This window comes from Geotalea uraniireducens Rf4, from assembly GCF_000016745.1.
Lineage (GTDB): Bacteria > Desulfobacterota > Desulfuromonadia > Geobacterales > Geobacteraceae > Geotalea > Geotalea uraniireducens.
The window spans coordinates 1,786,665-1,812,093 of record NC_009483.1 but is presented as its reverse complement, the minus strand read 5'-3'; the positions used below and the strand labels follow the sequence as shown (position 1 = coordinate 1,812,093).

General features: G+C 51.3%; 25 protein-coding genes. 17 read left to right on the top strand and 8 right to left on the bottom strand.

Annotated features, from left to right (window positions below; genetic code table 11):
* Positions 1-59: 59 nt before the first annotated feature.
* Genes GURA_RS07935 through GURA_RS07920 form a run of 4 tightly spaced genes read right to left on the bottom strand, consistent with a single transcriptional unit; the run spans position 60 to position 2,051 of the window.
* A complete protein-coding gene (locus GURA_RS07935; protein WP_041245352.1) occupies positions 60-374 on the bottom strand; it encodes a hypothetical protein in 315 nt (104 codons plus the stop codon).
* Positions 371-1,069, bottom strand: a complete 699-nt coding sequence (locus GURA_RS07930; protein WP_011938464.1) for a DUF2461 domain-containing protein — start codon at positions 1,067-1,069, stop codon at positions 371-373. Before GURA_RS07930 ends, GURA_RS07935 begins: the two co-directional genes overlap by 4 nt.
* 38 nt (positions 1,070-1,107) lie before the next feature.
* Positions 1,108-1,581 (bottom strand): MarR family winged helix-turn-helix transcriptional regulator, encoded by a 474-nt coding sequence (locus tag GURA_RS07925; protein WP_011938463.1) that lies wholly within the window; start codon positions 1,579-1,581, stop codon positions 1,108-1,110.
* Entirely contained in the window at positions 1,578-2,051 is a 474-nt protein-coding gene (locus GURA_RS07920; RefSeq protein ID WP_011938462.1) for a pyridoxamine 5'-phosphate oxidase family protein, read from the bottom strand. Before GURA_RS07920 ends, GURA_RS07925 begins: the two co-directional genes overlap by 4 nt.
* 212 nt (positions 2,052-2,263) lie before the next feature.
* Here GURA_RS07920 and GURA_RS24620 point away from each other — a divergent pair, with 212 nt between their 5' ends.
* The 9 genes from GURA_RS24620 (at position 2,264) to GURA_RS07880 (ending at position 12,045) form a co-directional block, all read left to right on the top strand.
* Positions 2,264-2,461: a hypothetical protein gene (locus tag GURA_RS24620; RefSeq protein WP_041245351.1), complete on the top strand. Its 198-nt coding sequence runs from the start codon at positions 2,264-2,266 to the stop codon at positions 2,459-2,461.
* A 34-nt stretch (positions 2,462-2,495) separates the two neighbouring features.
* On the top strand, positions 2,496-4,691 hold the full coding sequence (locus GURA_RS07910) for a TonB-dependent receptor plug domain-containing protein (protein WP_011938461.1): 2,196 nt from the start codon (positions 2,496-2,498) through the stop codon (positions 4,689-4,691).
* 167 nt (positions 4,692-4,858) lie between these two features.
* Positions 4,859-5,347: a YfiR family protein gene (locus GURA_RS07905; RefSeq protein ID WP_232278989.1), complete on the top strand. Its 489-nt coding sequence runs from the start codon at positions 4,859-4,861 to the stop codon at positions 5,345-5,347.
* A 3-nt stretch (positions 5,348-5,350) separates the two neighbouring features.
* The gene (locus GURA_RS07900; RefSeq protein ID WP_011938459.1) at positions 5,351-7,021 is read left to right on the top strand and encodes a PAS domain S-box protein; all 1,671 of its coding nucleotides are present in this window, start codon (positions 5,351-5,353) and stop codon (positions 7,019-7,021) included.
* A gap of 28 nt (positions 7,022-7,049) precedes the next feature.
* Positions 7,050-7,181 (top strand): hypothetical protein, encoded by a 132-nt coding sequence (locus GURA_RS25100; protein ID WP_268741742.1) that lies wholly within the window; start codon positions 7,050-7,052, stop codon positions 7,179-7,181.
* Positions 7,178-9,676: a PAS domain S-box protein gene (locus GURA_RS22730; protein WP_011938458.1), complete on the top strand. Its 2,499-nt coding sequence runs from the start codon at positions 7,178-7,180 to the stop codon at positions 9,674-9,676. The genes GURA_RS25100 and GURA_RS22730 overlap by 4 nt, the downstream gene beginning before the upstream one ends.
* The gene (locus tag GURA_RS07890; protein WP_011938457.1) at positions 9,673-10,047 is read left to right on the top strand and encodes a response regulator; all 375 of its coding nucleotides are present in this window, start codon (positions 9,673-9,675) and stop codon (positions 10,045-10,047) included. Before GURA_RS22730 ends, GURA_RS07890 begins: the two co-directional genes overlap by 4 nt.
* A 12-nt stretch (positions 10,048-10,059) precedes the next feature.
* On the top strand, positions 10,060-11,622 hold the full coding sequence (locus tag GURA_RS07885; protein ID WP_011938456.1) for a hybrid sensor histidine kinase/response regulator: 1,563 nt from the start codon (positions 10,060-10,062) through the stop codon (positions 11,620-11,622).
* 36 nt (positions 11,623-11,658) lie between these two features.
* A complete protein-coding gene (locus GURA_RS07880) occupies positions 11,659-12,045 on the top strand; it encodes a PAS domain-containing protein (protein ID WP_041245350.1) in 387 nt (128 codons plus the stop codon).
* Here the strand turns inward: GURA_RS07880 and GURA_RS24910 are convergent.
* Positions 12,019-12,138, bottom strand: a complete 120-nt coding sequence (locus GURA_RS24910) for a LuxR C-terminal-related transcriptional regulator (protein ID WP_268741747.1) — start codon at positions 12,136-12,138, stop codon at positions 12,019-12,021. The genes GURA_RS07880 and GURA_RS24910 overlap by 27 nt on opposite strands.
* Positions 12,139-12,265: 127 nt before the next feature.
* Here GURA_RS24910 and GURA_RS07875 point away from each other — a divergent pair, with 127 nt between their 5' ends.
* Positions 12,266-13,648 carry an IS4-like element ISGur1 family transposase gene (locus tag GURA_RS07875; protein ID WP_011937768.1) on the top strand — a complete coding sequence of 461 codons (1,383 nt, stop codon included), beginning with the start codon at positions 12,266-12,268 and terminating at the stop codon, positions 13,646-13,648.
* Between the two features lie 35 nt (positions 13,649-13,683).
* On the opposite strand, the gene GURA_RS07870 is transcribed toward GURA_RS07875, so the two are convergent.
* Both GURA_RS07870 and GURA_RS07865 read right to left on the bottom strand, forming a co-directional pair.
* Positions 13,684-14,400 (bottom strand): response regulator transcription factor, encoded by a 717-nt coding sequence (locus tag GURA_RS07870; RefSeq protein ID WP_049818901.1) that lies wholly within the window; start codon positions 14,398-14,400, stop codon positions 13,684-13,686.
* A gap of 15 nt (positions 14,401-14,415) precedes the next feature.
* Positions 14,416-15,648, bottom strand: a complete 1,233-nt coding sequence (locus GURA_RS07865; protein WP_041245349.1) for a sensor histidine kinase — start codon at positions 15,646-15,648, stop codon at positions 14,416-14,418.
* A 129-nt stretch (positions 15,649-15,777) separates the two neighbouring features.
* Here GURA_RS07865 and GURA_RS07860 point away from each other — a divergent pair, with 129 nt between their 5' ends.
* On the top strand, positions 15,778-16,158 hold the full coding sequence (locus GURA_RS07860; RefSeq protein ID WP_041245348.1) for a hypothetical protein: 381 nt from the start codon (positions 15,778-15,780) through the stop codon (positions 16,156-16,158).
* Here the strand turns inward: GURA_RS07860 and GURA_RS07855 are convergent.
* A protein-coding gene (locus GURA_RS07855; RefSeq protein ID WP_085949360.1) for an IS3-like element ISGur6 family transposase occupies positions 16,140-17,701 on the bottom strand; the annotation gives its coding sequence in 2 pieces (ribosomal slippage) (positions 16,140-17,239 and positions 17,239-17,701; 1,563 coding nt in all). The two genes, GURA_RS07860 and GURA_RS07855, sit on opposite strands and share 19 nt — an antisense overlap.
* A gap of 241 nt (positions 17,702-17,942) precedes the next feature.
* Between GURA_RS07855 and GURA_RS07845 the strand changes: the two genes are divergently transcribed.
* The 6 genes from GURA_RS07845 to GURA_RS07820 are packed head-to-tail and all read left to right on the top strand — an operon-like array spanning position 17,943 to position 25,426.
* Positions 17,943-21,053, top strand: coding sequence for an acyl-CoA dehydratase activase (locus tag GURA_RS07845; protein ID WP_011938449.1), 3,111 nt, complete (start codon positions 17,943-17,945; stop codon positions 21,051-21,053).
* Between the two features lie 40 nt (positions 21,054-21,093).
* A complete protein-coding gene (locus GURA_RS07840; protein WP_011937052.1) occupies positions 21,094-22,335 on the top strand; it encodes an ISL3-like element ISGur7 family transposase in 1,242 nt (413 codons plus the stop codon).
* A 26-nt stretch (positions 22,336-22,361) separates the two neighbouring features.
* A complete protein-coding gene (locus GURA_RS07835; protein WP_157046154.1) occupies positions 22,362-23,522 on the top strand; it encodes a hypothetical protein in 1,161 nt (386 codons plus the stop codon).
* Positions 23,523-23,531: 9 nt separating this feature from the next.
* Positions 23,532-23,948 carry a hypothetical protein gene (locus GURA_RS07830; protein ID WP_041245345.1) on the top strand — a complete coding sequence of 139 codons (417 nt, stop codon included), beginning with the start codon at positions 23,532-23,534 and terminating at the stop codon, positions 23,946-23,948.
* 14 nt (positions 23,949-23,962) lie between these two features.
* Positions 23,963-24,745: an SDR family NAD(P)-dependent oxidoreductase gene (locus GURA_RS07825; RefSeq protein ID WP_011938447.1), complete on the top strand. Its 783-nt coding sequence runs from the start codon at positions 23,963-23,965 to the stop codon at positions 24,743-24,745.
* Between the two features lie 21 nt (positions 24,746-24,766).
* Positions 24,767-25,426 (top strand): AfsA-related hotdog domain-containing protein, encoded by a 660-nt coding sequence (locus GURA_RS07820; protein WP_041245343.1) that lies wholly within the window; start codon positions 24,767-24,769, stop codon positions 25,424-25,426.
* Positions 25,427-25,429: the final 3 nt, after the last annotated feature.

Below are 25,429 nucleotides of genomic sequence, written 5' to 3'. Positions count from 1 at the left end.
GACGACAATCTCCCCGATCTCGGCGACGACCGGCACGTCCCGCCTGGCAAGTTCCTCCTTCAATCGTTCCGCATCCCCCGCAGAGCCCTGTCGATCTCGGTGGTGGCAGTGAGGCGGCCAAGGCTGAAACGGACCGCTCCGAAGCCCTGTTCGCGGGAGACCCCCATGGACTTGAGCACACCCGAGAGTTCGCCGCTGCCGTCGTGGCAGGCAGAACCTGTGGAGGCGGCGATCTCGGGGGTCCGTGCCAGGAGGTCTGCCCCGACCACGCCGCGGAAGCTGACGTTGAGGGTATTGGGGAGGCGGTCGGTCGGGTGGCCGTTCAGATCCACATCGCCGGCCAGGTCACGCAGCCGGGCGTGGAACTCCATCATTTACCCGCCTTCAGCTTCCAAAGGTAGTGGTACAATGGGGCGACAATGCCGAAACCGGAGATCAGGTCATCGACCAGCCTCCTGCCGTAAAGGGTTTCATCAATCTCTCTGTTGCAGACCAGATAGAGGTTCTTTCTTTGATACCACTCCTGAAGATCTGCCGGGAGAGTGCCCTTCAAAATCTTTTTGTACTTTTCCCCCTCCAGCACGAAGACATCCTGCTTTGCAAAGAAGGAAACCACCTTCAGGAACTCCGCCGGCCGCTTGTCGACAATCTCCCGCAGCCGATCCATGGTATCCTTCGCGGCACTGTAAAAGCCCATGCCGAAACGGTAGGAATCGGTGCCGAGTTCCAGGAAATAGCAGGGTGAATCCTGCCAGTTCCTGACCGGTCTTTTAAAGGTTATCCAGACGGTGGTTTTATAGGGGGATTTGTCCTTGGAAAACCTCGTGTCGCGGTAGATCCTGGAGATGGTCCTGTCCACCGCCGGGATGGTCATGAAATCCGGGTCGATGGAGAGCATGAAGCCGGACAGATCGGAGACCAGCGTCTTGAGCGGTTCCAGCAGGTGTTCCTCGTACTCTTGCCGATGCGCCTCGAACCATGCCTTGTTGTTATTCGCCGCGAGATTCCTCAGAAAGGCCGACGCGTTCTGCGAAAACCCCGTGAATCGATCTTCGTTTCCAGCTGCCATGAAATGCCCCTTCATGCGTGTTGAAATGGATTATTCCATCATTTATCAGAATCGAGCCGGCAAGCCTGCTCCTTTGTTTCAAAGCCTTGCAGATTGCCAAGGATCCGCTGCAAGAATCCCTCAAACATGTCTATTTCTGCGGCGGAAAAGCCGCTGTAAAACAGTTCCGTCATATCTTCGGACACCCGTGCATACTGGTTCCGGAGAGCCCGATCCTTTTCCGTGAGCTTGATCAGTATCTTTCGTCGGTCATCACTGGACGGGACACGGGTTAGATGGCCGGTTTCTTCAAGCCTGTCCAGCATGCTCGTCAAGGTCGATTTCCCCAGCGAAGTCTTTACCGCCAGCTCCTGGATGGATATACCGTCGTTCTCCCAAAGGACAAAGAGGATTCTCCCCTGGGCAGGATTAATATCAGCGATCTCGTATTTCTTCAGCTTACGGGAAAAAATCCGTCCGGCCAGCTGATGTATCTTGGCAATCAGAAAGCCGCCTTGCCGTCTGTTTTTCATGATTTTTGCCCCAGATCGAAGACAGAGGAAACAAGCTGATGATAATACTTGGCAACCATCGGCGATAATCGAAGTATCGCGTAATCGGGATCATCGTTCCCGCCGGGGTAGTACATTTCCCACCCCTTCTGCCAGATCGCCTTTTTCAGGCAGGAGTCGGTGACGATTTCCATAGCACCGCCAAGCATCAATCCGCGCCATTCCGCCGGTATGGAATAGTATACCGACACCTTGGGATTTCTCCTGATCTGCTCGATTTTGGCTGAAGATGCATTGGTGGTGAAATAGACGACGAACTTGTCATCAAGCGCAGAGAACAGCCTGCTCAAGGCGGGAAACTGATCCGAATTCCTCAAATTCAACATGGCCCGCGTCTGGGGAAAACCGTCGCCGTCAATGGTAGTAAGATACGCTGCTTCCGCGCTCTCCAACAGTTGAAGTCCTGACTGCATTGCATCTGGATCTTTCATCTTAGTTCGACCCTCCCCAAATATTAATTTTACATAAAATAGTACCATATAGAACTTATGTCAAGGGCCATAGCCGGATTTCTTGAAAACCTCCCCCATTAAGATATCCTTAACCTTGGGTTACCGGTTTCCCGCTGGGAATCCGCCGGAAGCGCCTCTATCAACCGTTCATTGATTACCTAAACAAGCATGTCACCGGCGCAAAGCCGGAGTTGGAGGCTTCGCGCGGCTACGGCAGTTTCGAAGCCAAAATCCGGGCACGCACGCCGCAATTCCTGCTGTCCAACCCGAGGCAGACCCTGCAAGGCATGAAGGTTGGCTCCAGCGTGATCGCCAAAGCTGGTGAGCCGGAGGATTTCAAGGGGATTTTCTGCCGCAGAAGCCGGGCTTTCTTCAGTCAATGCCTGTGAGATGTTCTCAGCCCCCAACTTCAGGAGGCTCCAGATGAAAGATTCCTTGCATGATTTAATCGCGCGCGCGGCTCTCACGATCGCTTTGGCGCTCAGTGTGCCGGCAGAGCCCCTGCCCGTCGCAATGGCGGACGATCCCGCCGGCCACAACCTGATTCAGCGCACGAACAGCGAGCCGGAGGAGTTTGGCGGTTTGGACATTGAGCAATTGAGCCGCGTGCGGATTGTTTCGGCCACCCTGACGCCCACACAGGTTCGGTTGGTTCCGGCGAAGACGACCGTTCTGGACGAAGCCACCATCGCGCAAAGCGGCGCGCGGAATCTCAACGAGTCGCTGGAGATTTACGCGCCGAACACCCAGCTCATCCTGCACAACACGCATCTGGATCACTTCGGCATTCGGGGGATCATCAGCGACCGGGACGACAAATACCTGCTCCGGGTAAACGGCAAAGTCATGAACAATCGCTTTTTCGTAGGGGCCGAGAGCGAGCGGGATCTGCCTTTGCTGGGTGACTTTCGTTCCGTGACATTGGTCCATGGTCCTGCATCCGCGACCTACGGCGCCGGCGCGCTGGCGGGAGTTATGAATCTCGAAACCTACAACGGTCTGACTTTTGAAGGGACCGACGCACAAGTCCGCCAGGGTTTCCGGGATCAATTTACCGCCGGTGAATTTCGTTTCGGTCAAAAGTTCAACGAGGAGTCGGGACTGTTTCTCTATGTCGGCGTGGCGGACCAAAGCGGGTCGAACCAGCATGATTCGCCTTATGTGTTCGGGAAGTCGTTCGCCACTCCCGGATCAGGGCCGGCCGTTGTTTCCGGCCAGCCGGTGACGTTTCCCGAGCCGAACCTGCACGATGCGGGCGATATTTTGAAAATGAAGTATCACGCAAGCTACGTGAACGGTCCGGTGGAAATCTGGGCGCGCTTCACCCAGGGCGGCGGCGTGGTGCGTCCGATGCGCACATCGTTGCAGACGGTGGATATTTCAATAGCCCAAAAAGGCCGCGCGAACCTGGACCGGCAGTTCACAGCCGCCACCAAATACAAACAAGATCTGAGTAAGGTCTTCAACCTGGAGACGTTCGTGAGCTACGATTGGTATCAGTATCGTCTCTGGGTTTATGATCAATTTGCGGACCCCCAGAATCGCCAGGAACACGAAGCGTATGGCCGTATGCTGGGAACTTGGACGCCGAACGAAAAGCAGTCACTGGCCTTCGGCCTGGAATACTCCCACATGTGGTTTGACGGGCCGCGCCTCGGCTTCGGGCCGGGCCCCGGCATTCCGCCGGTCGAAGATGCATGGGAAACCGATACTATTTCCTTTCTGGTGGAGCACCAGTGGCATTTGGGCGAGAAGTGGACCACGTTTGCGAGCGCCCGGGTAGACAAGCACACGTACACCGACTGGCTGTTTTCGCCGCGGCTGGCGCTGGTCTTCACGCCCGGTTCCAAAGACACGCTCAAGCTGATCGGCGCGCGTGCGATGCGCCGCAGCGGTGAAGGCGAGTTACGGGAAGAGCATGTGCGATCCGGCACACAGGGAGACACTGAAACCCTGGACAGCCTCGAGTTTCGCTACGAACGGCAGCACGACGCGCATTGGAATTTCGGGTGCAGCGTCTTCATTGAGCAGAACGACGCCATTGGTTTTGACGCGGCGGCCAATCGCTCCGTAGCAGTGGGCACTTTCAGGATCTGGGGTGTGGAGCCGGAGATAACTTTTCGCTCGGAAAAAACGAGGCTGACCTTTTCGCACGGATACACCAAGCTGTTCGATTCCAGTCTGGCGTCCGCCGCCACCATCCAGGGCATCACCGCCGAACCGTATGGCTTCGGGCACGACCTGGCCAACTGGGCCAACAACATCACCAAGCTCGCGTTGATCCAGGAGTTGAACGGAAAATGGGCCGCCAGTACTTCGCTGCGCGCGTATTGGGGGTTTCCGGGCGCCAAGGCTCTGGCTGACTGGAACGGCGCGCAAAGCCAGCCCCGGAGTTTTGCGCTGGCCGACCCGGGTTACGATGCCGCCTACGGCCCGAGTGTTTTCTGGAATGCCGGGCTGGAATATCGTCCGACGAAACACCTGACGGTGCGCGCCGATGCCTTCAACATTCTGGGCTGGGCCGACCAAACCCTTAACAAACGGATTTATTTCTTCCGCGGCTCGGATTACTCATCGGAAGCGGCTTCGGTGGCACTTTCGGCCAAACTCACATTTTAACTATGATAGATCTTGCTCAAATAGTTCGTGGAGCAGTCAACAGCGTCCCGCCGTGCGGAAGAGTCCGGACGCGCGCGCGACTCCTGCCATGGGCCGGCCGATGGGCCGGTTTGATTGGTCTCTTGTTCTTTTTGCACCTGCCAGGATCTGCTGCGGGCCAGGAGTTGGTGACGCGCGATCCGATCAAGGTGAAAGCCGCCTTCCTGCGCAATTTTGCCCACTACGTGACGTGGCCGACAAATGCTTTCGCCGACGACCGTTCTCCCTGGAGCATCGGCATCCTGGGCAGCGACCCCTTTGGCGAGGTTCTGGAGAAGACATTCAAGAGCCGCACGGAACAGGGGCGCCCGTTTGAAATCTTCCGCGCAGACACGCTGGATAAATTGCCATCATGCCAGATCGTTTTTGTTGCGTACAAAGACAGTGCCAAACGCCGCACCGCCCTTACCCAGTTAAAGAACCGGCCGGTCCTGACGGTGGGCGATGCCCCCGAGTTTTTGCAGGAGGGCGGAATCATCCGGTTCCAGGTCGGAGACCGGGTGGAAATGAGCATTAACCTCGATCAGGCCCGCTCCGTTTCGTTGAAGATTCAGACCAAGATGCTGGAAGTCTCCCATGAGGTATTGGAGAACGGGGCGGTGCACAAGCGGAGGTGATCCATGTTTCGGCGACTTAGCATTCGCAACAAACTGGCTTTCGCGCTGTGGGGCGCGGCGCTGCTGGCCTTCGCCGTGGCGAGCGCGGCGTTGGCGTTCTTTGCGAGCCTAACGCTGGAACGTCGAGCCCGGCAGATCATGGAGCCCTATGCGCAACTGGTTTCCGTCGGGGCGGAAGCGGCGGTGGCTTTCGAGGACCCCGGACGGGCACGGGAAATTCTCAATACGTTACGGGCCAATCCGCAAATTTCGGAGGCGGAAATAGTTTTGGGGGACGGACGGTTGCTGGCCCGCTACAGCAGCAGGTCCAACGCAACATTCAGGCACCATCCGCTCAAACCCGATGGCGTTTACCTGAATCATAACACCGCGGAGTTGGTGCAGAGCCTGCAAGACGGCGCGCATTTGTACCTCGCCATGAGCCTGGACGAGCTCAACCGGCAAACTCGAAACGTCTTGCTGGTGTTTGCCGCAGGGGTAGTCGTCTTGCTGGTGTCCATCACCCTGGGCCTGCTGGCAGCTCTGCAACGAACCATCGTCCGCCCCATCTCCACGCTGGCCGAGACCGTCGAGCAGGTTCGCATCCGAGGCGACTACCACCAGCGCGTACCGGCCTCCGGCGCCGACGAGGTGGCCCGGCTTGGCCAGAGCTTCAACGCCATGATGGGGGCGATCCAGGAGCAGGACAATGATTTGCGCCGACTCACCCTCTTCCAGCGGACGCTTTTGGACAGCGCAGCCCACGGCATAATCTCTACGGCTCCCGATGGGGTTGTCAGCAGCTTCAATCCTGCCGCAGAGCGGTTGCTGGGTTACACGGCCGACGAAGTGGTCGACAAACAGACACCGGCGTGCTGGCACGATCCGGAAGAGATGGCGCGGCGCGCCCTTCAGTTGTCCGAAGAACTGGGCGAAACGATCTCGCCGGGATTCGATGTGTTTGCGGCCCGCCCCCGGCGTAACCTGCCCGAGGAAAACGAGTGGACCTTCATTCGCAAGGACGGGGCGTGCGTGCCGGTGCATCTGTCCGTGACCGCGCTGCGAGGTGAGAGCGACCGGATCAGGGGATTCGTCGGGCTGACCTATGATCTCACCGAGCGCAAACGGGCGGAGGAGGAACGACGGGAAAGCGAGGCAAAGTACCGCCGCATCGTAGACACGGCCATCGAGGGGATCTGGGTGCTCGGGCCGGACACCATGACCACCTTCGCCAATGCCAGGATGGCCGAAATGCTCGGCTATTCCGGCGAGGAGATGATCGGCCGGCCGTTGACCGACTTCATGTTCGAGGAGGATGCGCCCGATCATCTGAGAAAAATGGAGAATCATCGCCAGGGCCTCTCGGAGAATTACGAACGCCGATTCCGCCGTAAAAACGGAGAGACGGTATGGACTCTTACTTCTGCTACCCCTATCTTTGATGATGAGCATCATTTCCAGGGCTCCTTTGCGATGTTCACCGACATCTCCGAAAAGAAGCTGGCAGAGGAAGAGCTTCGCAGGCTCAAGGACGAACTCGAACAGCGGGTGCAGGAGCGGACCGCCGAGCTTGCGGCCAAGAACGCTGAACTGGAGCGGATGAACCGGATCTTCGTCGGCCGGGAGCTGCGGATGGTGGAGCTGAAGGAAAGGATCGGGGAGCTGGAGAAAAAGCTCGGAGAGAGAACGCCATAGTGGCCGACGCAGCGAAAGGAGAAGAAAGATGACCGAAAAGAAATGGATACTGCTGATCGAAGACAATCCCGATGACGAGGAACTCACGAGGCGCGCGTTCAGGAAGAACAACATGCTCCTTCTGAACGAGCCGCCGGTCCTGAAGGGAGGAGGAAAGTGAAGAGGGCGCTGCGCACGACCATCGAGGAACTCGCCGATCTTTACAATAACGCACCGTGCGGCTATCACTCCCTGGATAAAGACGGCGTTTTCACCCGCATCAACGATACCGAACTCCGGTGGCTGGGATACTCCAGGGAAGAAGTGATCGGGAAAATAAAGTTTCACGACCTCATCACCGACAGGAGTTTGAAGACCTTTCAGGACAATTTTCCTCAGTTCAAGGTGCGGGGATGGGTACACGACCTCGAGTTCGAGATGGTCCGCAAGGATGGCTCGATTCTGCCGGTGCTGCTGAGCGCCAGCGCCGTAACAGACCCCGATGGCAATTATGTTATGAGCCGCTCGACTGTCTATGATATCACCGAGCGCAAGCGGGCAGAGCGGGAGATTGTCCAGCTCGCGGCCATCGTGGAATTTTCCGATGACGCCATCATCGGCAAGACCCCGGATGGAATCATCACAAGCTGGAACAAGGGCGCGGAAAGAATCTATGGCTACACCGCGGACGAAATCGTCGGCAAGCCGATTTCAACGCTGGTCCCGGCCGACCATGCGGATGAGGTGCCGCAAATTCTTGACAAGATACGGCGGAGTGAACACATCGAGCATTATGAAACGGTGCGCCGGAGAAAAGATGGACAACTCATTGAAATGTCCCTTGCCATTTCGCCCATCAGGGAGAGGGAAGGCAAAATCACCGGCGCATCAACAATAGGTCGCGACATTACCGTACAGAAGCGAACCGAAAGCATCAACATGGCACGCCTGCGCCTGCTCCAGTTCGCAGCAACGCACACTTTGGACGAACTGCTCGAGACCACCCTGAACGAGGTGGAGGTGCTGACCGGCAGCCTCATCGGTTTCTACCATTTCCTCGAAGCCGACCAGAAAACCCTATCGCTCCAAAACTGGTCGACCAGGACAAAGAAGGAGTATTGCCTGGCGGAAGGGAAAGGACGTCACTACAATGTTTCGGAAGCAGGAGTCTGGGTCGACTGCATCCACGAACGCCGGCCGGTCATCCACAATGATTACTCCTCGCTTCCCCACCGTAAGGGGTTGCCCGCTGGGCACTCTCCGGTTGTCCGGGAACTGGTCGTACCGGTCTTTCGCGGAGAAAGCATCGTGGCGATTCTCGGCGTGGGAAACAAACCGCGGGACTATACCACCCATGACGTGGAGACGGTATCTCTTCTGGCCGATCTAGCCTGGGAGGTCGTCGAGCGCAAGCGGATCGAGGAGGCGCTATCCCTCCTGGCAGCCATCGTAGAGTTCTCCGATGACGCCATCATCGGCATATCGCCGGAAGGAACCATCGTGAGCTGGAACAGAGGGGCTGAACGCTTATACGGCTACCCGGCGGAAGAAGTCAAGGTGTGTCCGGTTTCGATCCTGATTCCCGATGATCATCCCGAAGAGATGGCGTACATTCTCGATCATGTCAGGCAGGGGAAACCGATTGAACGCCATGAAACCGTGCGGTTGCGCAAAGACGGCAGCCGCGTTGAAGTCTCGGTAACCATTTCCCCGATTTGCAATTCCGGCGGCAAGATTATCGGCGCTTCGACAATAGCCCGCGACATTACCGAGCTTAAAAAAGCCGAGATTGAACTTCGCAAACTCAATGAAGAATTGGAACAGCGGGTCATCGAACGTACCGCCGACCTGAACAGGAGGAGCACGGAACTCTCGGAAAGCCAGCAGGCACTGATGAACATCGTGGAAGACCTGAATGAGAAAACCGACGAGCTGGAAGGGGCCAACACAAAGCTGAAGGAATTCGACCGTCTCAAATCGATGTTCATCGCCTCCATGAGCCATGAGCTGCGGACCCCGCTCAACTCCATCATCGGCTTTTCAAGCGTCATTCTTAACGAATGGATCGGCCCGGTCAATGCCGAGCAGAAGGAGAACCTCGCCATCATCCTGCGTTGCGGCAAGCACCTTCTCAACCTCATCAACGACGTGATCGACGTCTCCAAGATCGAGGCGGGGAAAATCGAATCCGTCGCCGAGGAGTTCGACTTCTATGACCTGATCTCCGAAGCTGTCGGCCTGGTTAGAAAGGACATGGAAGAAAAGGGGCTCGATCTGCAGGTCGCAGCGACCCATCAGCAGATGCACATGGACCGGCGGCGGCTTTTGCAGTGCGTGCTGAACCTTCTCTCCAACGCGCTAAAGTTCACGGAACATGGGGGCTTGACCGTGGAGACACGGATCATGCCGTGCCCCGGCGAAGCTCCGGAAGCGGGTGTCGCGGAGATCTCCGTGACCGATACCGGCATCGGCATCAGGGAAGAAGACCTGCCGAAAATGTTCCAGCCCTTTGTCCGTCTTGCCTCGCCTTTACAGGCAACCGTCCCCGGAACAGGGCTCGGGCTCTACCTTACCCGGAAGCTCGCTGCCGAGGTATTAAAAGGTGATATACTGTTGACAAGCGAGTACGGCAAAGGGAGCCGATTTACTCTCAGAATACCGGTGAGGTTACCATGAAAAAGGTGCTCGTCGTAGAGGACAACAAGGACAACATGCGGCTCATCACCTATGCGCTCCAGAAGGTCGGCTACGAGGTGATTCCCGCCGAGACCGGCGAGGAGGGGGTCGAGCTGGCGATCAGGGAGCGGCCGTTCTTTATCATCATGGACATCAATCTCCCCGGCATCGACGGGCTGGAAGCGACCCGGCGCATCAGGGCCTCGGAGGCCGACGGAAGCGTTCCGATCATTGCCATCACCTCGTACGCCATGTTCGGGGACCGGGACAGGGTTTTGCAGGCAGGGTGCACCGCCTATTTCGAAAAGCCGATCGACCCGCTCACTATCGTGGAGAGGATCCATAAAGCAATCGGCGTAAAATGCGAATAATGTGAGGCAGCGATGAAAGTGCTCATTGTCGACGACAACGCCGATGACCGGAGGCTTCTGCGCTACAGCTTGGCGCAACACGGCTGCGATACGGTGATCGAGGCCAGCGACGGCCGGGAAGGGTTCGACCTGGCCAGGGCGCACAGGCCCGACCTGATCATCTCCGATGCCCTGATGCCGCGGCTGGACGGTTTCCAGTTCCTGTGGATGATCAAGACGGACGAGGAACTCAGGGCCATCCCCTTCGTGTTCTATTCCGCCGTCTATACCGGCTCGAAGGAAAAAGAACTCGCCTTTTCGCTCGGCGCGGAGGCCTTCATCGTCAAACCGAAGGAGCCCGAAGAGTTCTGGCAGGAACTGAACGCCATTCTGAGAGGTCTTGAAACAGGGAAGAAAAGGCCCCTGCCGCCGGCTCTTCTGGAAGAAGAGAAGGAATATCTCAGGAAATACAGCGGCGTTGTGGCGGCAAAGCTCGAAGAGAAGGTGAGGGAACTCGAAGAGTCCCTGGCCAGGCGCAAGAAGGCGGAGGAGGTGCTGCGGAGCCAGTTCACCCAGTTCAGCACGATCTTCGACGCTCTCAATGCCCTGGTCTACGTGGCCGACATGGAGAACGGCGAAATCCTCTTCATGAACCGGTACGGCGGCATGCTGTTTGGCGACGACTGGCAGAGGAAAAAGTGCTACGAGGTCTTCCAGTCGCATCCGGGTGAACACTGCGGCAAGTGCCCCAACGACATGCTCGTGCGGGACGGCATACCGCAGCAGCCTTACGTCTGGGAATTCCGCAGTGCAGTAAACGGCAGGTGGTACCAGGGGATCGACCGGGCCATTCCGTGGACCGACAGCCGCCTGGTCAGATTGCAGATCGCCTTCGACATCACCGAGCGGAAGGAGATTGAGCAGATCAAGGAAGGGATGCTCTCGGCGGTTAGCCATGAAATGCGGACCCCCCTGACGGCCCTGATGGGCTATACGGAACTCATGCTGACCAATGAACTGTCCATGCCGCAGTTGAAGGAGTATCTCAAGGTCATTCAACGGGAAGCGGACAAGTTAAACGAGCTGATCGGCAATTATCTCGACATCCAGAGGCAGAAAGCCAGCCGGAGTACCGCCGGCTTCCGTCCGGTCAATATCCGTCCCCTCATGGAAGAAACCGCCGATCTCTTCGGTGCCGCTTCGCGGAATCACCGGATTATCGTCGACTGCCCAGTCGACCTCGCCCCCGTCCTGGGTGACGAAAAGCTGTTACGCCGCATGCTCGAAATGCTCGTTTCGAATGCCGTCAAGTTTTCGCCGAACGGTGGTGAGGTATGCCTGGGAGCGTCTATGGAAGCGGGCAACATAACGATCCTGGTGAGGGACCAGGGGGTCGGGATTCCCGCTGAAGAGCTGGAACATATTTTCGAGCTGTTTTACCGCGTAGACAACACCGACCGGCGGATGTTCGGCGGAATCGGACTCGGGCTTGCGCTTGTAAAGGAAATCGCCATTGGCCACGGCGGCAGGGTCTGGGCAGAAAGCAGCATCGGCAAGGGGAGCGCCTTTTACGTATCCCTTCCGGTCCACACCTAAAGAGCCGGCCTGAAGTAAAGCTTTTATCGAGAATTGTTGGGGAATAGCCGAGAAGATCTCACGGGGAAAAACTCCTATGACTTCCCCCCAACGAAGCCGATTTTTTCACTGCAAAAGACCGGGGAGGTCATCAATAACGGCGCCCTTCTCGACATCCCTGAAGAAACCGTCCAAACCGGAAACAAAGGTACGCAAATACTCCATACCAAGAAGATTCCCATTCTTGACGACACAGGAACCCCTCAGTATCTGTTGGGTATCTCGGAAGATATCACGGCGCGCAAGAAGCTCGAAGAACACCTGCTCCAGGCACAGAAAATGGAGGCCATCGGCCTCCTGGCAGGAAGGATCGCCCACGACTTCAACAATATGCTCATGGCGATTATCGACGGCCAGTCATTCAAGGAGATCAATAATCCCTAAAGAAATCGCAATTGAAACGGCATGGGTTCGACTTACAGCATTAAGCTTTTTCATGATTGAACTGACATGGAACTTGACAGTAGTTTCGCTTATTTGTAACTCAACTTTCGCAGCTGGTAAATATATGTAACATATTGTAATTATTAATAGTATAGCGTCGCAATCTGGGTTAAAATGGCTTTGTTCCCCAACAAATCCACTAGCACAGAGAGACGACGCTATGCAGCAGATTGTAGCAGGATTTGCATCCGTAGAAAACCGGATTCATTCGTTCTTTCACAATCAGAACCTCGGCCAGTTACTTCGGCAAAGCAATGTCAGGAAGGAAAAGGGCGTTAGCCTCGACACCTTGTTCCAGCTTTTGCTTTCCCTTGCCTTTACCGGAAAAAATCTGTTCCGTCTCCTGGAGAGTCCAGATTCACCGGATGGTATCGGTAAAGACACTGCGTATCGGCTGTTGAACTCGGTCAATGCCAACTGGCGCCGTTTTCTGTTGCTGCTCAGCACGCGGGTCATTGTCCAAAGGCTTCTCCCGCTGACCGATGAGACGACCACCAAGGTGCTGATCGCTGACGACACTCTGTATCGTCGCGACCGCAGCAAGCGGGTCGAACTGCTGGCACGGGTGCATGACCACAACACCGGTCGTTACGTGCGTGGCTTCAGGATGCTCACCCTGGGGTGGTCCGATGGGAACAGCTTTGTACCCATGATGCTGTCGATGCTCAGCTCTGCCAAGGATAAGAACCGCCTTGCCCCAATGCGTGAGGGCATCGATAAGCGCACCAACGGATATCAGCGCCGCCGGGAGAGCATGAGGAAATCCACCGACGTACTGGTGGACATGGTTGCCTTGGCAATGAAGGCAGGAACCACTGCCCGGCACCTGCTCTTTGACAGCTGGTTTGCTTTCCCCGCCACCATCAGGCGGATCCGCGCCCTGGGGATGCATACCATCTGCATGCTCAAGGATACGGGTAAGGTCACCTACGAGGTGCAGGGGTGGCCGTTCACCCTGAAAGAACTATTCAAAGAGGTCCGCAAGCGACCCGGTCGAGCCAAAGTGTTGGCAGAGGTGCTGGTGACCATAGGTCAAGACATTCACGGTAAACCGGTGGCAGCAAAGATCGTGTTCGTCCGCGACCGCAGTTCGAAGAAATGGCTGGCGCTCCTTTCCACCGATACGACCTTGACCGCCGAGGAGATCATCACGCTCTACGGCCGTCGCTGGGACATCGAGGTGTTCTTCAAAATGGCCAAGTCGTTTCTGAATCTGGCAAAGGAGTTCCAGAGTCGTTCCTTCGATGCTCTGGTCGCCCACGCCACACTGGTCTGCTGCCGCTACATTCTGCTTGAGCTGGTGAAACGGGAAAATGCTGATCCTCGAACTCTTGGCAGCCTGTTTCACGCTCTATGCGATGAAATAAGACGAATTGGCTTCACAGAAGCAATGGCACTGTTGCTCACATTTCTGGAAGAATCACTCAACAGCATTATTGGATTGTGCAAAGAGCAGGTGCAACAACTGATACAACGCTTTATAGAAACACTACCAAGAGCTTTCAGGGAGCGAATGCTACTTTTGGCCCCGGTATGCAGCTAAACCATATATCTGTCAACTAGTTACGGCCAATCTCGCTAGTGCGAAAGTTGAGTTTGTAATATTTGAGAAATATCCCAAGTACTTTTGCCATGCTTTATCCAGTTTAAAATTTCTTTTTCTCTTGAACTTAATATTATCAAGTCGTTTATAGACTTAGTTGCCTTGTCGGTTGTTGTTTGAGCTTGTACTTTCTTGTAAATCTGTTTAATTTGATTTTTAACTTCTGATGAATGAACTGACAGTTTGTCTGCAATTTCAGTTGAAGTCATTCCATGACAAATATCTTTGAGAATGTCTTCTTCCACGATGCTCAGATTCTTCTTTTCATTCATTTCAAAATTTTGGAATTCAAGTATTACTTTACGTGCAATCTTCGGGGTTATTGGAGATCCCCCATGGTACACTTCATTGAATGCATCGATGAGTTCTTGAGGTCTGCATCCTTTCAAAATATATCCAGTAGCCCCAGCTTTTATGGCCGTGAAAACTGTTTCTTTATCATCAAAAATCGTATGGGCAATTATATCTATTTGAGGCATTTCTTTTTTTGCCTGAGTAATGAACTCTATCCCGGAAATTCCTGGCAGGCCGAGGTCAACCAACATGATCTCCGGTATGAGTCTTTTGACCTTAGGAAGTATTCCATCGGCTGATGGAAAAGTCGCGAGGACGGTGAAGCCTGGTTCATTCTCTAAGAGAAGCTTGAGGTTTTTGCTGAGAAGTGGATCATCTTCTATTATTGCTATTTTCATATGAACCATCCATGATTAAGTGAGTGGTACTGCTACGATAATTGTCGTCCCCTTCGCTCCGTTGATGTCAATCTGAGCTCCGATTTCCTGTGCTCTTTTCCGCATATTCAAAATGCCTCTTCCTTTTGGCCCTTCTGCAGGAATACCCATTCCGTCATCATGAATTTTCAAGACTATGTCCGTAATTTTTTTGTCAAAGTCAATGATGACATTATGCGCAAAAGAGTGTTTGATAACATTCGTCAGCGCCTCCTTGTAGATTCTAAGTAAATTGAGATAAATCACAGTATTGGGAGCTTCCGATGGGCCTGTTACTGACGTATGGATGGAAAAGGAGATGCCATGCGATGATAGAATAATACCCCCGAAATTTTTCAAATCAGCCGCGAAATCATGCCAGTCCCTGTCTTTAGAGTCAAGATTGTTAATAACCATTCGTAGTTCGGATATAGCTTCTCTGGAAAGCTCAGCTATTGTAGTTAAGACATCGGATCTATCTCCGACTAAATCAGGCTTTCTTTGAGATATTTCTGTTAACAGGCTGATGTTGGTCATGATTCCACCTATACCATCATGCAGGTCTTTCATTATCATTTCTTTTTCTTCCTGCCGCCTTTTCTCTCCCAATTCTTTTATTGTTAGTTGTTGAATGAAATTATTTCTAAAGGAAACCTCCATTTGATAACATGCGGACATACCGATCAAATTGGCAGAAATCAAGAAAAATGTATTGTTAATAAAGAAGGCTGTAGGCATTTTTACGACTTCAAAAGAGATAATTTCGTATAGAATGACTAGAGTCCACGTTGCAATGGATGCATAAATAAATCTCAGCTTTAGAAATGTATATGAAAACATTATTACAATAATGAGACCGGCATAGTATAAATAATTAGTTTTTGGATTAGAATGAATTGTAATGACTATTATTCCCATGCCTCCGAGCAAAATAACTGTGAACAAGAATGATTGCATGAGATTTTTGAAATACTTAAAGAATGAAGATATGATTACAAGTGTAATATAAGGGGTAAAAATAACATATCTGATAAACCATGATTCTGATGTTGCCTCTGGTATTACATAAGGATCAAGAAAACCGAAGGCGACATAGAGGAATAATCCGAAGAAAAGGGCGACCCTGATGTGCCGTATTGACTGGTTATAGTAATAATCGAGAAATATCGACTCAATTTCCGGTGATTTAAATTTCAGAGTAAAGAAGTTCATCTTGTAACAACCAAACATTAATTCCACCTAATTAGCAAAACACCTATACTTTGGTATAGGTGTTTTTTATTTTTATTCAGTTTATATGTATTGCAGAAAAAATCAATTAACTTTTTATTATAATATTGCTTGAAAGGTGCGACAAAAATGCCGAGCTATAACTGTATAAGCAACGTCTGCGACCTGACATTCAAAACCATAAACGGCATGATCAATGGCATATACTTCCCTGACATTTCAAAGAAATTATACGACTTTGATTACAATATATACAAAATCAAAATAAATATTTTTACAAAAAATATAGAAGGAAAGGCCAAGATACTATACGACAAAAATGAACGGAAGCCTATGTTGGATATAATGCATGCCTTGGTAATAAGCACACAATTGAATAAAGCATATATGAGCTTTATGTACGACCTCAAACCTTCCTACAAAATAAATGCTGAAATTTCAAAAATAGAAATTACGCCATCCGGTCGTTGTCAAGGAAGTTGTCGCATCTTCTATGCTGCTCTGGCTTGAGACGGCGTACCGTTCTGAGCCGATTTTTGGGGGTTCAAGGAAACTTCTGCTGGTCGAGTCCAGTTCCGGCAAGCACCCGACCATCGTTCCGGCATTGCGGCCCTCGCCATCGCGTAAAGTAGCGCTCGTTTGTTGAGTATCTCTTTGTCATCGCCCCGGTGGCGCTGACCCGGCGTTACGAATTTTATGGCACTGTGCTGATGTTCCTCGTTGTACCAATGCTGGAAACCGGCAACCCAGTGCCGTGCCTCGTCCAACGTATCGAAAGGTTTCTCCGGTAGGCCGGGGTGATACTTCAAGGTTTTGAACAGTGACTCTGAGTATGGGTTGTCATTGCTGACAGAGGGCCGACTGAAGGACGGCATTACCCCAAGCTTCTGCATAGTTCCCAACATGGTAGCGCCTTTCATGGGCGAGCCGTTGTCGGAGTGAAGTATCAGGGTGCGACCGGCGACGCCTTCACGCAGATAGGCCTTGCGCAACGTTATGGCGGCATGATCGGCGGATTCCTCCGCATAGACTTCCCAACCGACGATCTTGCGGCTAAAGACATCCATGATCAGGTAGAGGTAAAAGTACAGCCCCTTAACGGTAGTGCTCAAGTATGTAATATCCCAGCTCCAGAGTTGGTTCGGCTCGGTGGCCAGCACGGCATCTGGGCGCTTGTGTCTTGCAGCCTTGGTACGGCCCCGGTGTGCCAGCTGCTTCTCTGCCCGTAAGGTTCGGTAGAAGGTTGACTCAGAAGCGAGGAAGATCCCGTCGTCGGCCAATTTAGGAACTATCTGGCTGGGCGGCAGGCTGGCGAATTTCTCCTGGTTGGCAGTCGCCAGGATTGTGACCCGCTCCGTTTCAGAAAGCTTATTGGCCGGTGCCCGATCGCGAGACGCGGCCTTGCGCCCATCTGAGGGTATTTCGTCAGGAAGATGCCAACGTTGCACGGTGCGGGGCGAAAGAAGAACAGCCTCGCAGGCCCTACCCAGACGTGCACCACCGGCACAGGCTTCGTCTATCAGGGCAATCAGTTCTTGGCGCGCCGGGAGGTCGATTTTTCTGCCTCGGGCTCCTCCCAGAGCGCCTGGAACTTTTTTTGAAGAATCAGCAGGGCTGCAGTCTCGGCCAATGCTTTATCCTTGCGGTTCAGCTCTTTCTCAAGCTGCTTAATGGTCGCTGTCTGTTCCCTCATTTGCTCGCGTTCGGCCTTGTTGAGGGGGGCAGATGATCCGAGTACGAAGCCGTTCTTCCAACCGGCGATCTGCTCAGGGTAGAGTCCCTTGCGTCGGCAATATTCACCCAGTTCAACTTCAGTGAGACTGGCGGATTCGATGACGATGGCCAACTTCTCTTCGTTGTTTAGGCTGGCTGCCGGATGATTTCCGCTCGCCTCGGCATTAACCTGCCTGTTGCGGTATTGATTCCTCCAAGTGTACAGGGTGTCTTTAGGAACCCCGGTCTCTTTTACCATGTCAGGAACGCTGACATTATGCGGAGGCAGAAGCCTGGCAATAATGCTCGACTTGAATTCTTCGGAATATTTGGTGGCCATGGTCCCTCTCTCTGTTGCCCCGCAGGTTAACACAAAAGTTCGGAAGAGAGGCGACAACTATCCTGACACAGGGGGCATCCGAAGCCAATCTTAAAATAAATGATGAATTTTTCGTTGAGAGCATTCTAACAAACACATTCACAAGCACTACAAACAAATATAACAAAACATCAGTCTTTATATCGTATATAGACGACATAGCAATAGAAATGCGAATTGACCATATTTGAAGGATGATACAATGTCGAATTCAAAACAAAAAGAAGCAAAACATTATCTCGGAATTGATTGCGGTTCTGTCAGTGTAAAACTTGCTGTTATTGACGAAACCGGCAATGTTATCTGGAAGGATTATCGCCGTACTCATGGTGAGCCGCTAAAAGCTTTTGCTGAGGCCATCTCTTCATTATTTGAAGACATGGATTCCATCGAATTCGAGAGCATTACAACCACCGGGAGCGCGCGAGAATCGATCGCGAAGTTGATCGATTGTGAGTCGGTAAATGAGATTACAAGCCATGGAATTGCTGCTGCCTATTATCATCCTGAAGCGAAGAGCGTTATAGAAATAGGCGGGCAGGATTCCAAACTGATCCTTCTCGAAAAAGCTAGTAGCGGGGAAACCGCCATAATAGACAGCTCGATGAATGATATATGCGCGGCAGGAACCGGATCTTTTCTCGATCAACAGGCATTTCGCATGGGGATTACAGTCGAGGAGCTGTCAGAGCTTGCGTATAACTCTGTAAATCCTGCCAAGATAGCAGGGAGGTGCAGCGTCTTTGCTAAAACAGACATGATTCATTTTCAACAGACCGGCGTTGCAAAAGAAGATTTGTGTTCTGGACTTTGTGAAGCCGCCGTCAGAACGTTTATCGAAAATCTCGTAAAAGGAAGGCAGATAAAAAAACCAATCATATTTCAGGGGGGTGTGGCGCGGAATGCCGGAATGAGAAAAGCATTCACAAAATTACTCAAAGTAAATATCGAAGATATGATTATTCCTGAGTATTTCGACACTATGGGAGCGATAGGAGCCGCGCTTTATGCCATCCGTTCCGGCAGAACGCAGAAACGGAGCCATTCATTCCTGTTGGAGAGAGTAACTATTGCCCAGTTGAGCAATCACAAAATGTCTGGGTTACCGCCACTGACAACTGCGAGGGTGCTTCGTCCATCATATCAGCTGAATAAAATTGAGAATAATCGCGATTTTTATGTGGGTATCGATGTCGGATCAGTAAGTGTCAAGGTGGTGCTCATTAACGATGCGAAGGAAATTAAGTATACGGTATATACCGCCATTAACGGGGAGCCTGTCGAAGCCCTGAAAAAGTCTTTCGCTGAAATCCTCAACGTTTTGGGGCCCGGTGATTTTTCCGTCAAAGGCGTTGGGGTTACCGGTTCCGGTCGAAAATACATCGCGAATATTGTCGGCGCCGATCTCGTCAAAAATGAGATAACCGCACAGACTACGGCAGCGGTCATGCTTGTTCCGGATGTGGATACGATTTTCGAAATCGGCGGACAAGACGCTAAATATATCCGTGTGAAGAACGGCAGCATCGCTGATTTTATCATGAATAAAACCTGTGCCGCCGGGACCGGCTCTTTTCTTGCGGAACAGGCGAATAGACTTGGTACGGCGTTGAATGAGGAATTTTCCCGTTTAGCAATGACCTCGAAAAACCCGGTCGATATGGGTACTCGTTGTACCGTTTTCATGGAAACGGATTGTATCCATTACCAGCAAAACAACGTGCCGAAGGAAGACATATTGGCTGGTCTGAGTTATTCGATCGCGAAGAATTATCTCGAAAAAGTCTGCGGAAATCATCCCATTGGCGAGAGAATTGTTTTTCAGGGTGGGGTCGCTTTCAATGCCAGCGTTGTAGGGGCCTTTACCCAGCTTCTCAACAAAGACGTCATCGTTGCCCCGCATCACGAGGTTACCGGCGCGCTCGGGATGGCTTTCCTTGCGCAGAAAGAGATGAAGAAACACAATGGGCCTTCCCGCTTCCATGGATTCAATATCGATAACCGGATCGCCGAGGAAAAAATCATCAACTGCAGCGAATGCGCAAATGTTTGCAAACTTGTGAGTGTAAAGTTCGATGATGATCAGGAAGCAGTTTACGGCAGCAACTGCGGGAAATTTGAACAGCAGGAGGAGTCACGTCATTTTATACCCGACTATTTCACCTGGCGGGAAAAGCTCCTACTTTCCTATCAGGGTCAAAAGGGAAATGAACGAATTATTGGAATTCCAAGAATGTTGCAGTTTTATGAGCTTTTTCCTCTGTGGGCGACTTTTTTCAAGGAGATAGGATATTCAGTTGAACTGTCCGATAATTATAACAAGCAAATTTATGAAAAAGGAATTTCCTACATATTGACAGATACATGTTTTCCCATCAAATCGATGTACGGAGCTGTTGAAAATCTTCGTGGCAAAGGTGTTACAAAAATTTTCCTGCCATATGTCCTCAATATGTATGACGAATCCTATGATACGAATTTTGCTCATAACTGCCAATATATCCAGCAGATTCCCGATTTCGTGAAATCTTCCTCTCTCGATATCGCCTTAATTACCGCAACCTTCAAGCTGAAAGACGATCGCAACATTGAAAAAGCTTTCGTGGAAATCGGTAAACAGTTGGGAATTCCGGTCAAAGAAAGTATCAAGGCAAGCAGGAAAGCGTTGACGGCCCAGCAGGAATTTGTCCGCATCTGCAAGGAAAAAGGAAAGGAGGCGCTGAAAAATTTCGACTCCTTTGAAAGAGTTTTCGTTGTTATGGGGCACCCGTATATTACACATGACAAGTTTTTCAACCTCAATCTTGCCAGACACCTCATAAAGTTGGGTATCCCCACGATACCTGCCGATTTACTTCCGTTAGACATGACGATTACTCATTCGCAAAAGATTGATCTGGTCTGGAAAACTAACAATAAAACGATCAACGTTGCGGAATACATCCACGAGTACAATACCAAACATGTCAATAAATTGCTGCCAGTGTTGCTGACGACGTTCGGTTGCGCGGCGGATTCCATGCTTGTTCCATACCTTGCTGACATTTTCGGCAGCGAACCCTGGCTTGAAATCGAGCTCGATGAGCATAATTCCGTGACCGGTGTGCTTACCCGATGTGAAGCGTTCTGGGAAAGTGCTACTGCTGATAGGAAGAATCATAATTACGCTGAGAATTACGAGAAATTCAAGCGCAGATCCGTAACACTCAAAGACATTGTCAACGATGGCCGTACTTTGTATGTCCCCCCCGTAAGCGAAGCATTTACGGCTCCTCGACGAATTGAGTGGGTAGCCTGGGCCGGGTTGATGTAAGATAGGCCACCATCACTCAGCCTGGAGGTTAGTAATCGCTATGAATCCTGAAGATCTTTTTGGTGCTGCTCTTGGAATTGCCATCCCGTGGAAGGTTACCTCTGTTGACTTCAACAAGAAGTCAAGTCGTTTGGACATAACCATCGACTTCCAGCGGGGAGCCACCTTTCCCTGTCCGGTCTGCGGAACGTTGTCACCAGTCCATGACACCACGGAGAAAGAGTGGCGGCATCTGAATTTCTTCCAGTACGAAGCCTACCTTCATGCGCGTGTTCCACGGGTAAAGTGCCCTAACAGCGACTGCGGCGTGAAGTTGGTCCAGGTACCCTGGGCTCGCGCAGGCTCAGGATTTACGCTGCTGTTTGAGGCCCTGGCCATGACCATGGCTCGTGATTTGCCGGTGAAGGTCATGAGCAGGCTGTTTGCCGTTACCGATACCCGTCTATGGCGGTTGATTCAATCCTATGTCGAGAAGGCAAGGGCCGCAGAAGACTTCTCCGAGGTGAAGAGGGTCGGTGCGGATGAAACCTTTGCCGGGCGCAGTCATGACGAGAAATTCGTCACCTTCTTCTTCGACCTCGACATGCATAAGCTCTTGTTCGGCACGACGGGAAAGGACAACGAAACAGTCAAGAGCTTCGTCGCGGACCTTAAGTCACATGGCGGCGATCCTGATAGCATCACAGACGCTGCTATTGACATGTCCAAGGCATTCATAAAGGGTGTCAAAGAGCAGTTGCCCCATGCCGTGGTCACCTTCGATAAATTCCACGTCATCAAGCTTATGAACGATAAGCTTAGTAAGATAAGGGCTCAAGAAGCCAGGTTATTTCCTGAAATCCTGAAAAAGAGCAGAAACCTGTTCCTCAAAAATCCAGAGAACCTGACACCGGAAGAGGAACAGCGCCTGGATGCCATTATCACCAGTCAAAGCTTAAGGAGTACGGAAGCTTACATGCACAAGCTGAACCTTCAGAACGTCTATTTTGCTTCAAGCCGAACGGAGGCAGAAACCCTGTTGACCAAATGGCATCGGAAAGCCGCCGCAAGCTCAATCCAACTCATCAAGAACATGGCCGAATCTGTAAAAGAGCATTGGGATGGCATTCTGGCACATTTTGAAAGCGGCCTGACTAGCGGCTTCATTGAGGGCATCAACAGCCTAATTCAATCAGCCAAAACTCGGGCACGAGGCTATCGGAATCCTGACAACTTGATCTGCATGGCTTATCTGGTTGCAGGCAAGCTCAACCTAAAGTCGCTATTCCCTCTACCCACTTGATTCGTTGCAGAGCCGCATTTACGTCCTTGATCGAAATTCTTCGCGCCCACAACGTGAAGTGTGAGCTTGTGCGTGAGACATCCTCCCATTCAAACATGCTCGGGCGCAAACACTCGAACGAAAAACATTGCCGGACTTACCAGGTGGTACTCGGTGACTACCTGGCCACTACACAAATGGAAGGGTTCGATCCTAACAAGGCGGCTTTCTTTTCCTTCGGTTACAACGAAGCCTGTCGTCTGGCCCTGTTCAAAGACCTGCACGAAAAGGTGCTGAAGGAGACGGTAGGAGGGGATATCTGGCTGTTTGGCCCAACGGTGGATAATCCGCTTGACTGGATAAAGAATTTTGGCCTGAAGCTCTCCCTCGATTTGTGGATCGGCCTTATTTGCCATGATTATCTGTCGAGATACCGCTATCAGATTCGACCCTATGAAAAAGTCCGCGGCACTGCTGATGCGGCGTACCACGAAGCGGAACAGAAGTTGGCGAAAGGAATACGCGAAAACCGGATCATCAAATACTTCAAAGCTGCAATGGATTTGTTGAAATGCGTGGAGTTGGAAGAACGGGATCTGGTAAAAATTGGGATCGTCGGTGACGCATTCACACGCGTCCACAAATACGGCATGAACGAAATTTTTAAGGGGATAGAACGTATGGGAGGGGTGGTAATCCTCCCGCCATCATGGCACGACTTCGTTAGCTACGGATCTGTGAGGCTGGTGAAAGCACTCTGGGAAAAAGGGAACTATCCAAAAGCGGCGATGACGTTCGGTGGCAGTTTCACACTCGATTTTTATAAAAAACGCATCGAGCAAATCGCCGGAGAATATTCAGAAATGTTTCCCGACCAGGATAACGAGTGGTTGACGGTAAATGCATCCAAATATGTCAATCCGGATGTTGCTCCCGTTATCCCGTCCATGTTCATCGGGAAATGCGTCGATTTTGTGGAGGAGCGGAATGTCGATGGGCTCGTGAATGCGCATGGCTTCAACTGTGTCTTGGGGAAGATATCTACCGCTTGTTATACAAAGATCCGTCGAGACAATGGAGATATTCCCATGATGACTTTCATTGATGATGGTCTGCAGCAAACAAATATCAAAACAAGACTTGAGTCTTTTATGGAGCAGGCTCGCTCATTCAGGAATCGTAGAATTAATATGTCAAAAGCTTGTTGAGGAGAAATTATGAGCAACTATCAGAAAAAGAGTATGTCCATTTGGTTGCTGGCAGTTGTAAATATCATTTCTGGAGTAATGCACATTGCCTTCGAAATACCACTATTAAAAACCACATGGATCTATAAGGAGTTTTTGCTGATAGAAAATATGTTGATTGCGTTTGTTTTCATTTTCTTTGGATACGAACTAATAGAGTCTAATACAAACATAACCTTTATACTTCTTAAGTTTCAGATACTATGGTGGATGTTATTTACAATCCTGGTCATAACGTTCTGGGGATCGGCCAGTACATTGTCAATGTTGGATGCTTGGATACCACTTACCAAGTCTTACATTCTTCTTGCAACAGGAGCTGTAGGAATTGTTGTGTCAGTGATTAACTATATCAAGATGCGAAATAGTATAGAATTCAGCATTTAAATGGAGGAATGGCCGTGAAAAAAATAGCGCTGATTACTGGTCCTACAGCGGGCATCGGTTATGAACTGAGCAAGCTCTTTGCAAAGGATGGCTATGATCTTGTGCTCGTCTCGCGAGACGAAGTACGTCTGCAAGCCCTTGGTCAGGAACTAAAAAACATGTATGGGACACAGTCGCATATTCTTGTCACAGATTTAGCGAATGGGAATAGTCCTCGGAAAATCCACAACTTTGTGAAACAACAGGGAATTTCCGTGGATATTCTTGTCAACAATGCAGGTTTCCAGGTCTATGGCACATTTTCGGAGACCCCCCTGGACAAAGAGTTGGATATGCTCCATGTCCACATTACCGGCTTGACGATTCTGACGAAACTGTTCCTCGTCGACATGCTTGCCAAGGGGAGCGGAAGGATACTCAATGTCGGCTCCACCGGCTCATTTGTCCCTGGTGGACCATTCAACGCCGTTTACTGTGCCACTAAAGCATACATACTCAGTTTCTCCGAAGCAATCGCTGAAGAATTGAAAGGAACTAATATTACCGTCACTACACTCTGTCCGGGCGCGACCGCCACGGAATTTGCGAAACGCGCAAATATCGAAGACATTACCCTCTTTAAATATAAATGGGGGGTCATGGATGCGCGCACGGTGGCACGCGCTGGATACGATGCGCTAAATCAGGGGAAAAGAAGCATCGTTCCTGGCTTCGCCAACAAAATGACCGTTTATTCTATTAAATTCACGCCGCGACGTTTAATGACCATTGCTACGAAACTCTTCATGAGCAGATAAGCTCAAAAAATGGAGGAAGTCATGCTACTGTCAAGCAGAGAAATTAAAGACCTTTACGATCATATCGTTGGGAAACAGGGACTCAGCGAGAATCATATTCCGAAAAAGTATGTGCACAAATTAGATCCGACTCAGGTGGTAATAAGCGAAATTAACCAAGTAGATGATTCAGCTGTTCGCCGGTACTGCGAAAACAATCTGATACATTCAATCTATTACTGCCAAGCCAAGCCGAATCTTGAATGTCAGGTATGTTTCGATCACCCTTTAGACCACTATCCTCTTATGAAGCAGTTCGAGTTGATCCGCCAGTTTGGAATCGCTTCGTGCCATACTCATTATAATGTACCACTTGAAGGATATATCGTTATTGCTAATAAAATACATTTTGACTACCTTACCTTCGGCGAGCTTGATGCTCCTTTGGCAATTATTTGTGTTGACCAGAACGTCGAGATGAACGGAGACATACTCAAGAAACGTGATTGTCAATTTTTCTATGTGCAACAGGGCAAGCTGTGCGCGTTCGCTGATGCAGCATTGACAACTATGAAACGCGATCTTTATCAAAAGTTGCGGAAAATAAGCAGGGGCAAGATGTTTGATATCTCCAGGTCGGCTACGATCCCGACCAATATCGATATTCTGCAATTGCGGGCTCCGGCAAGAGCGGGGATATAGTTC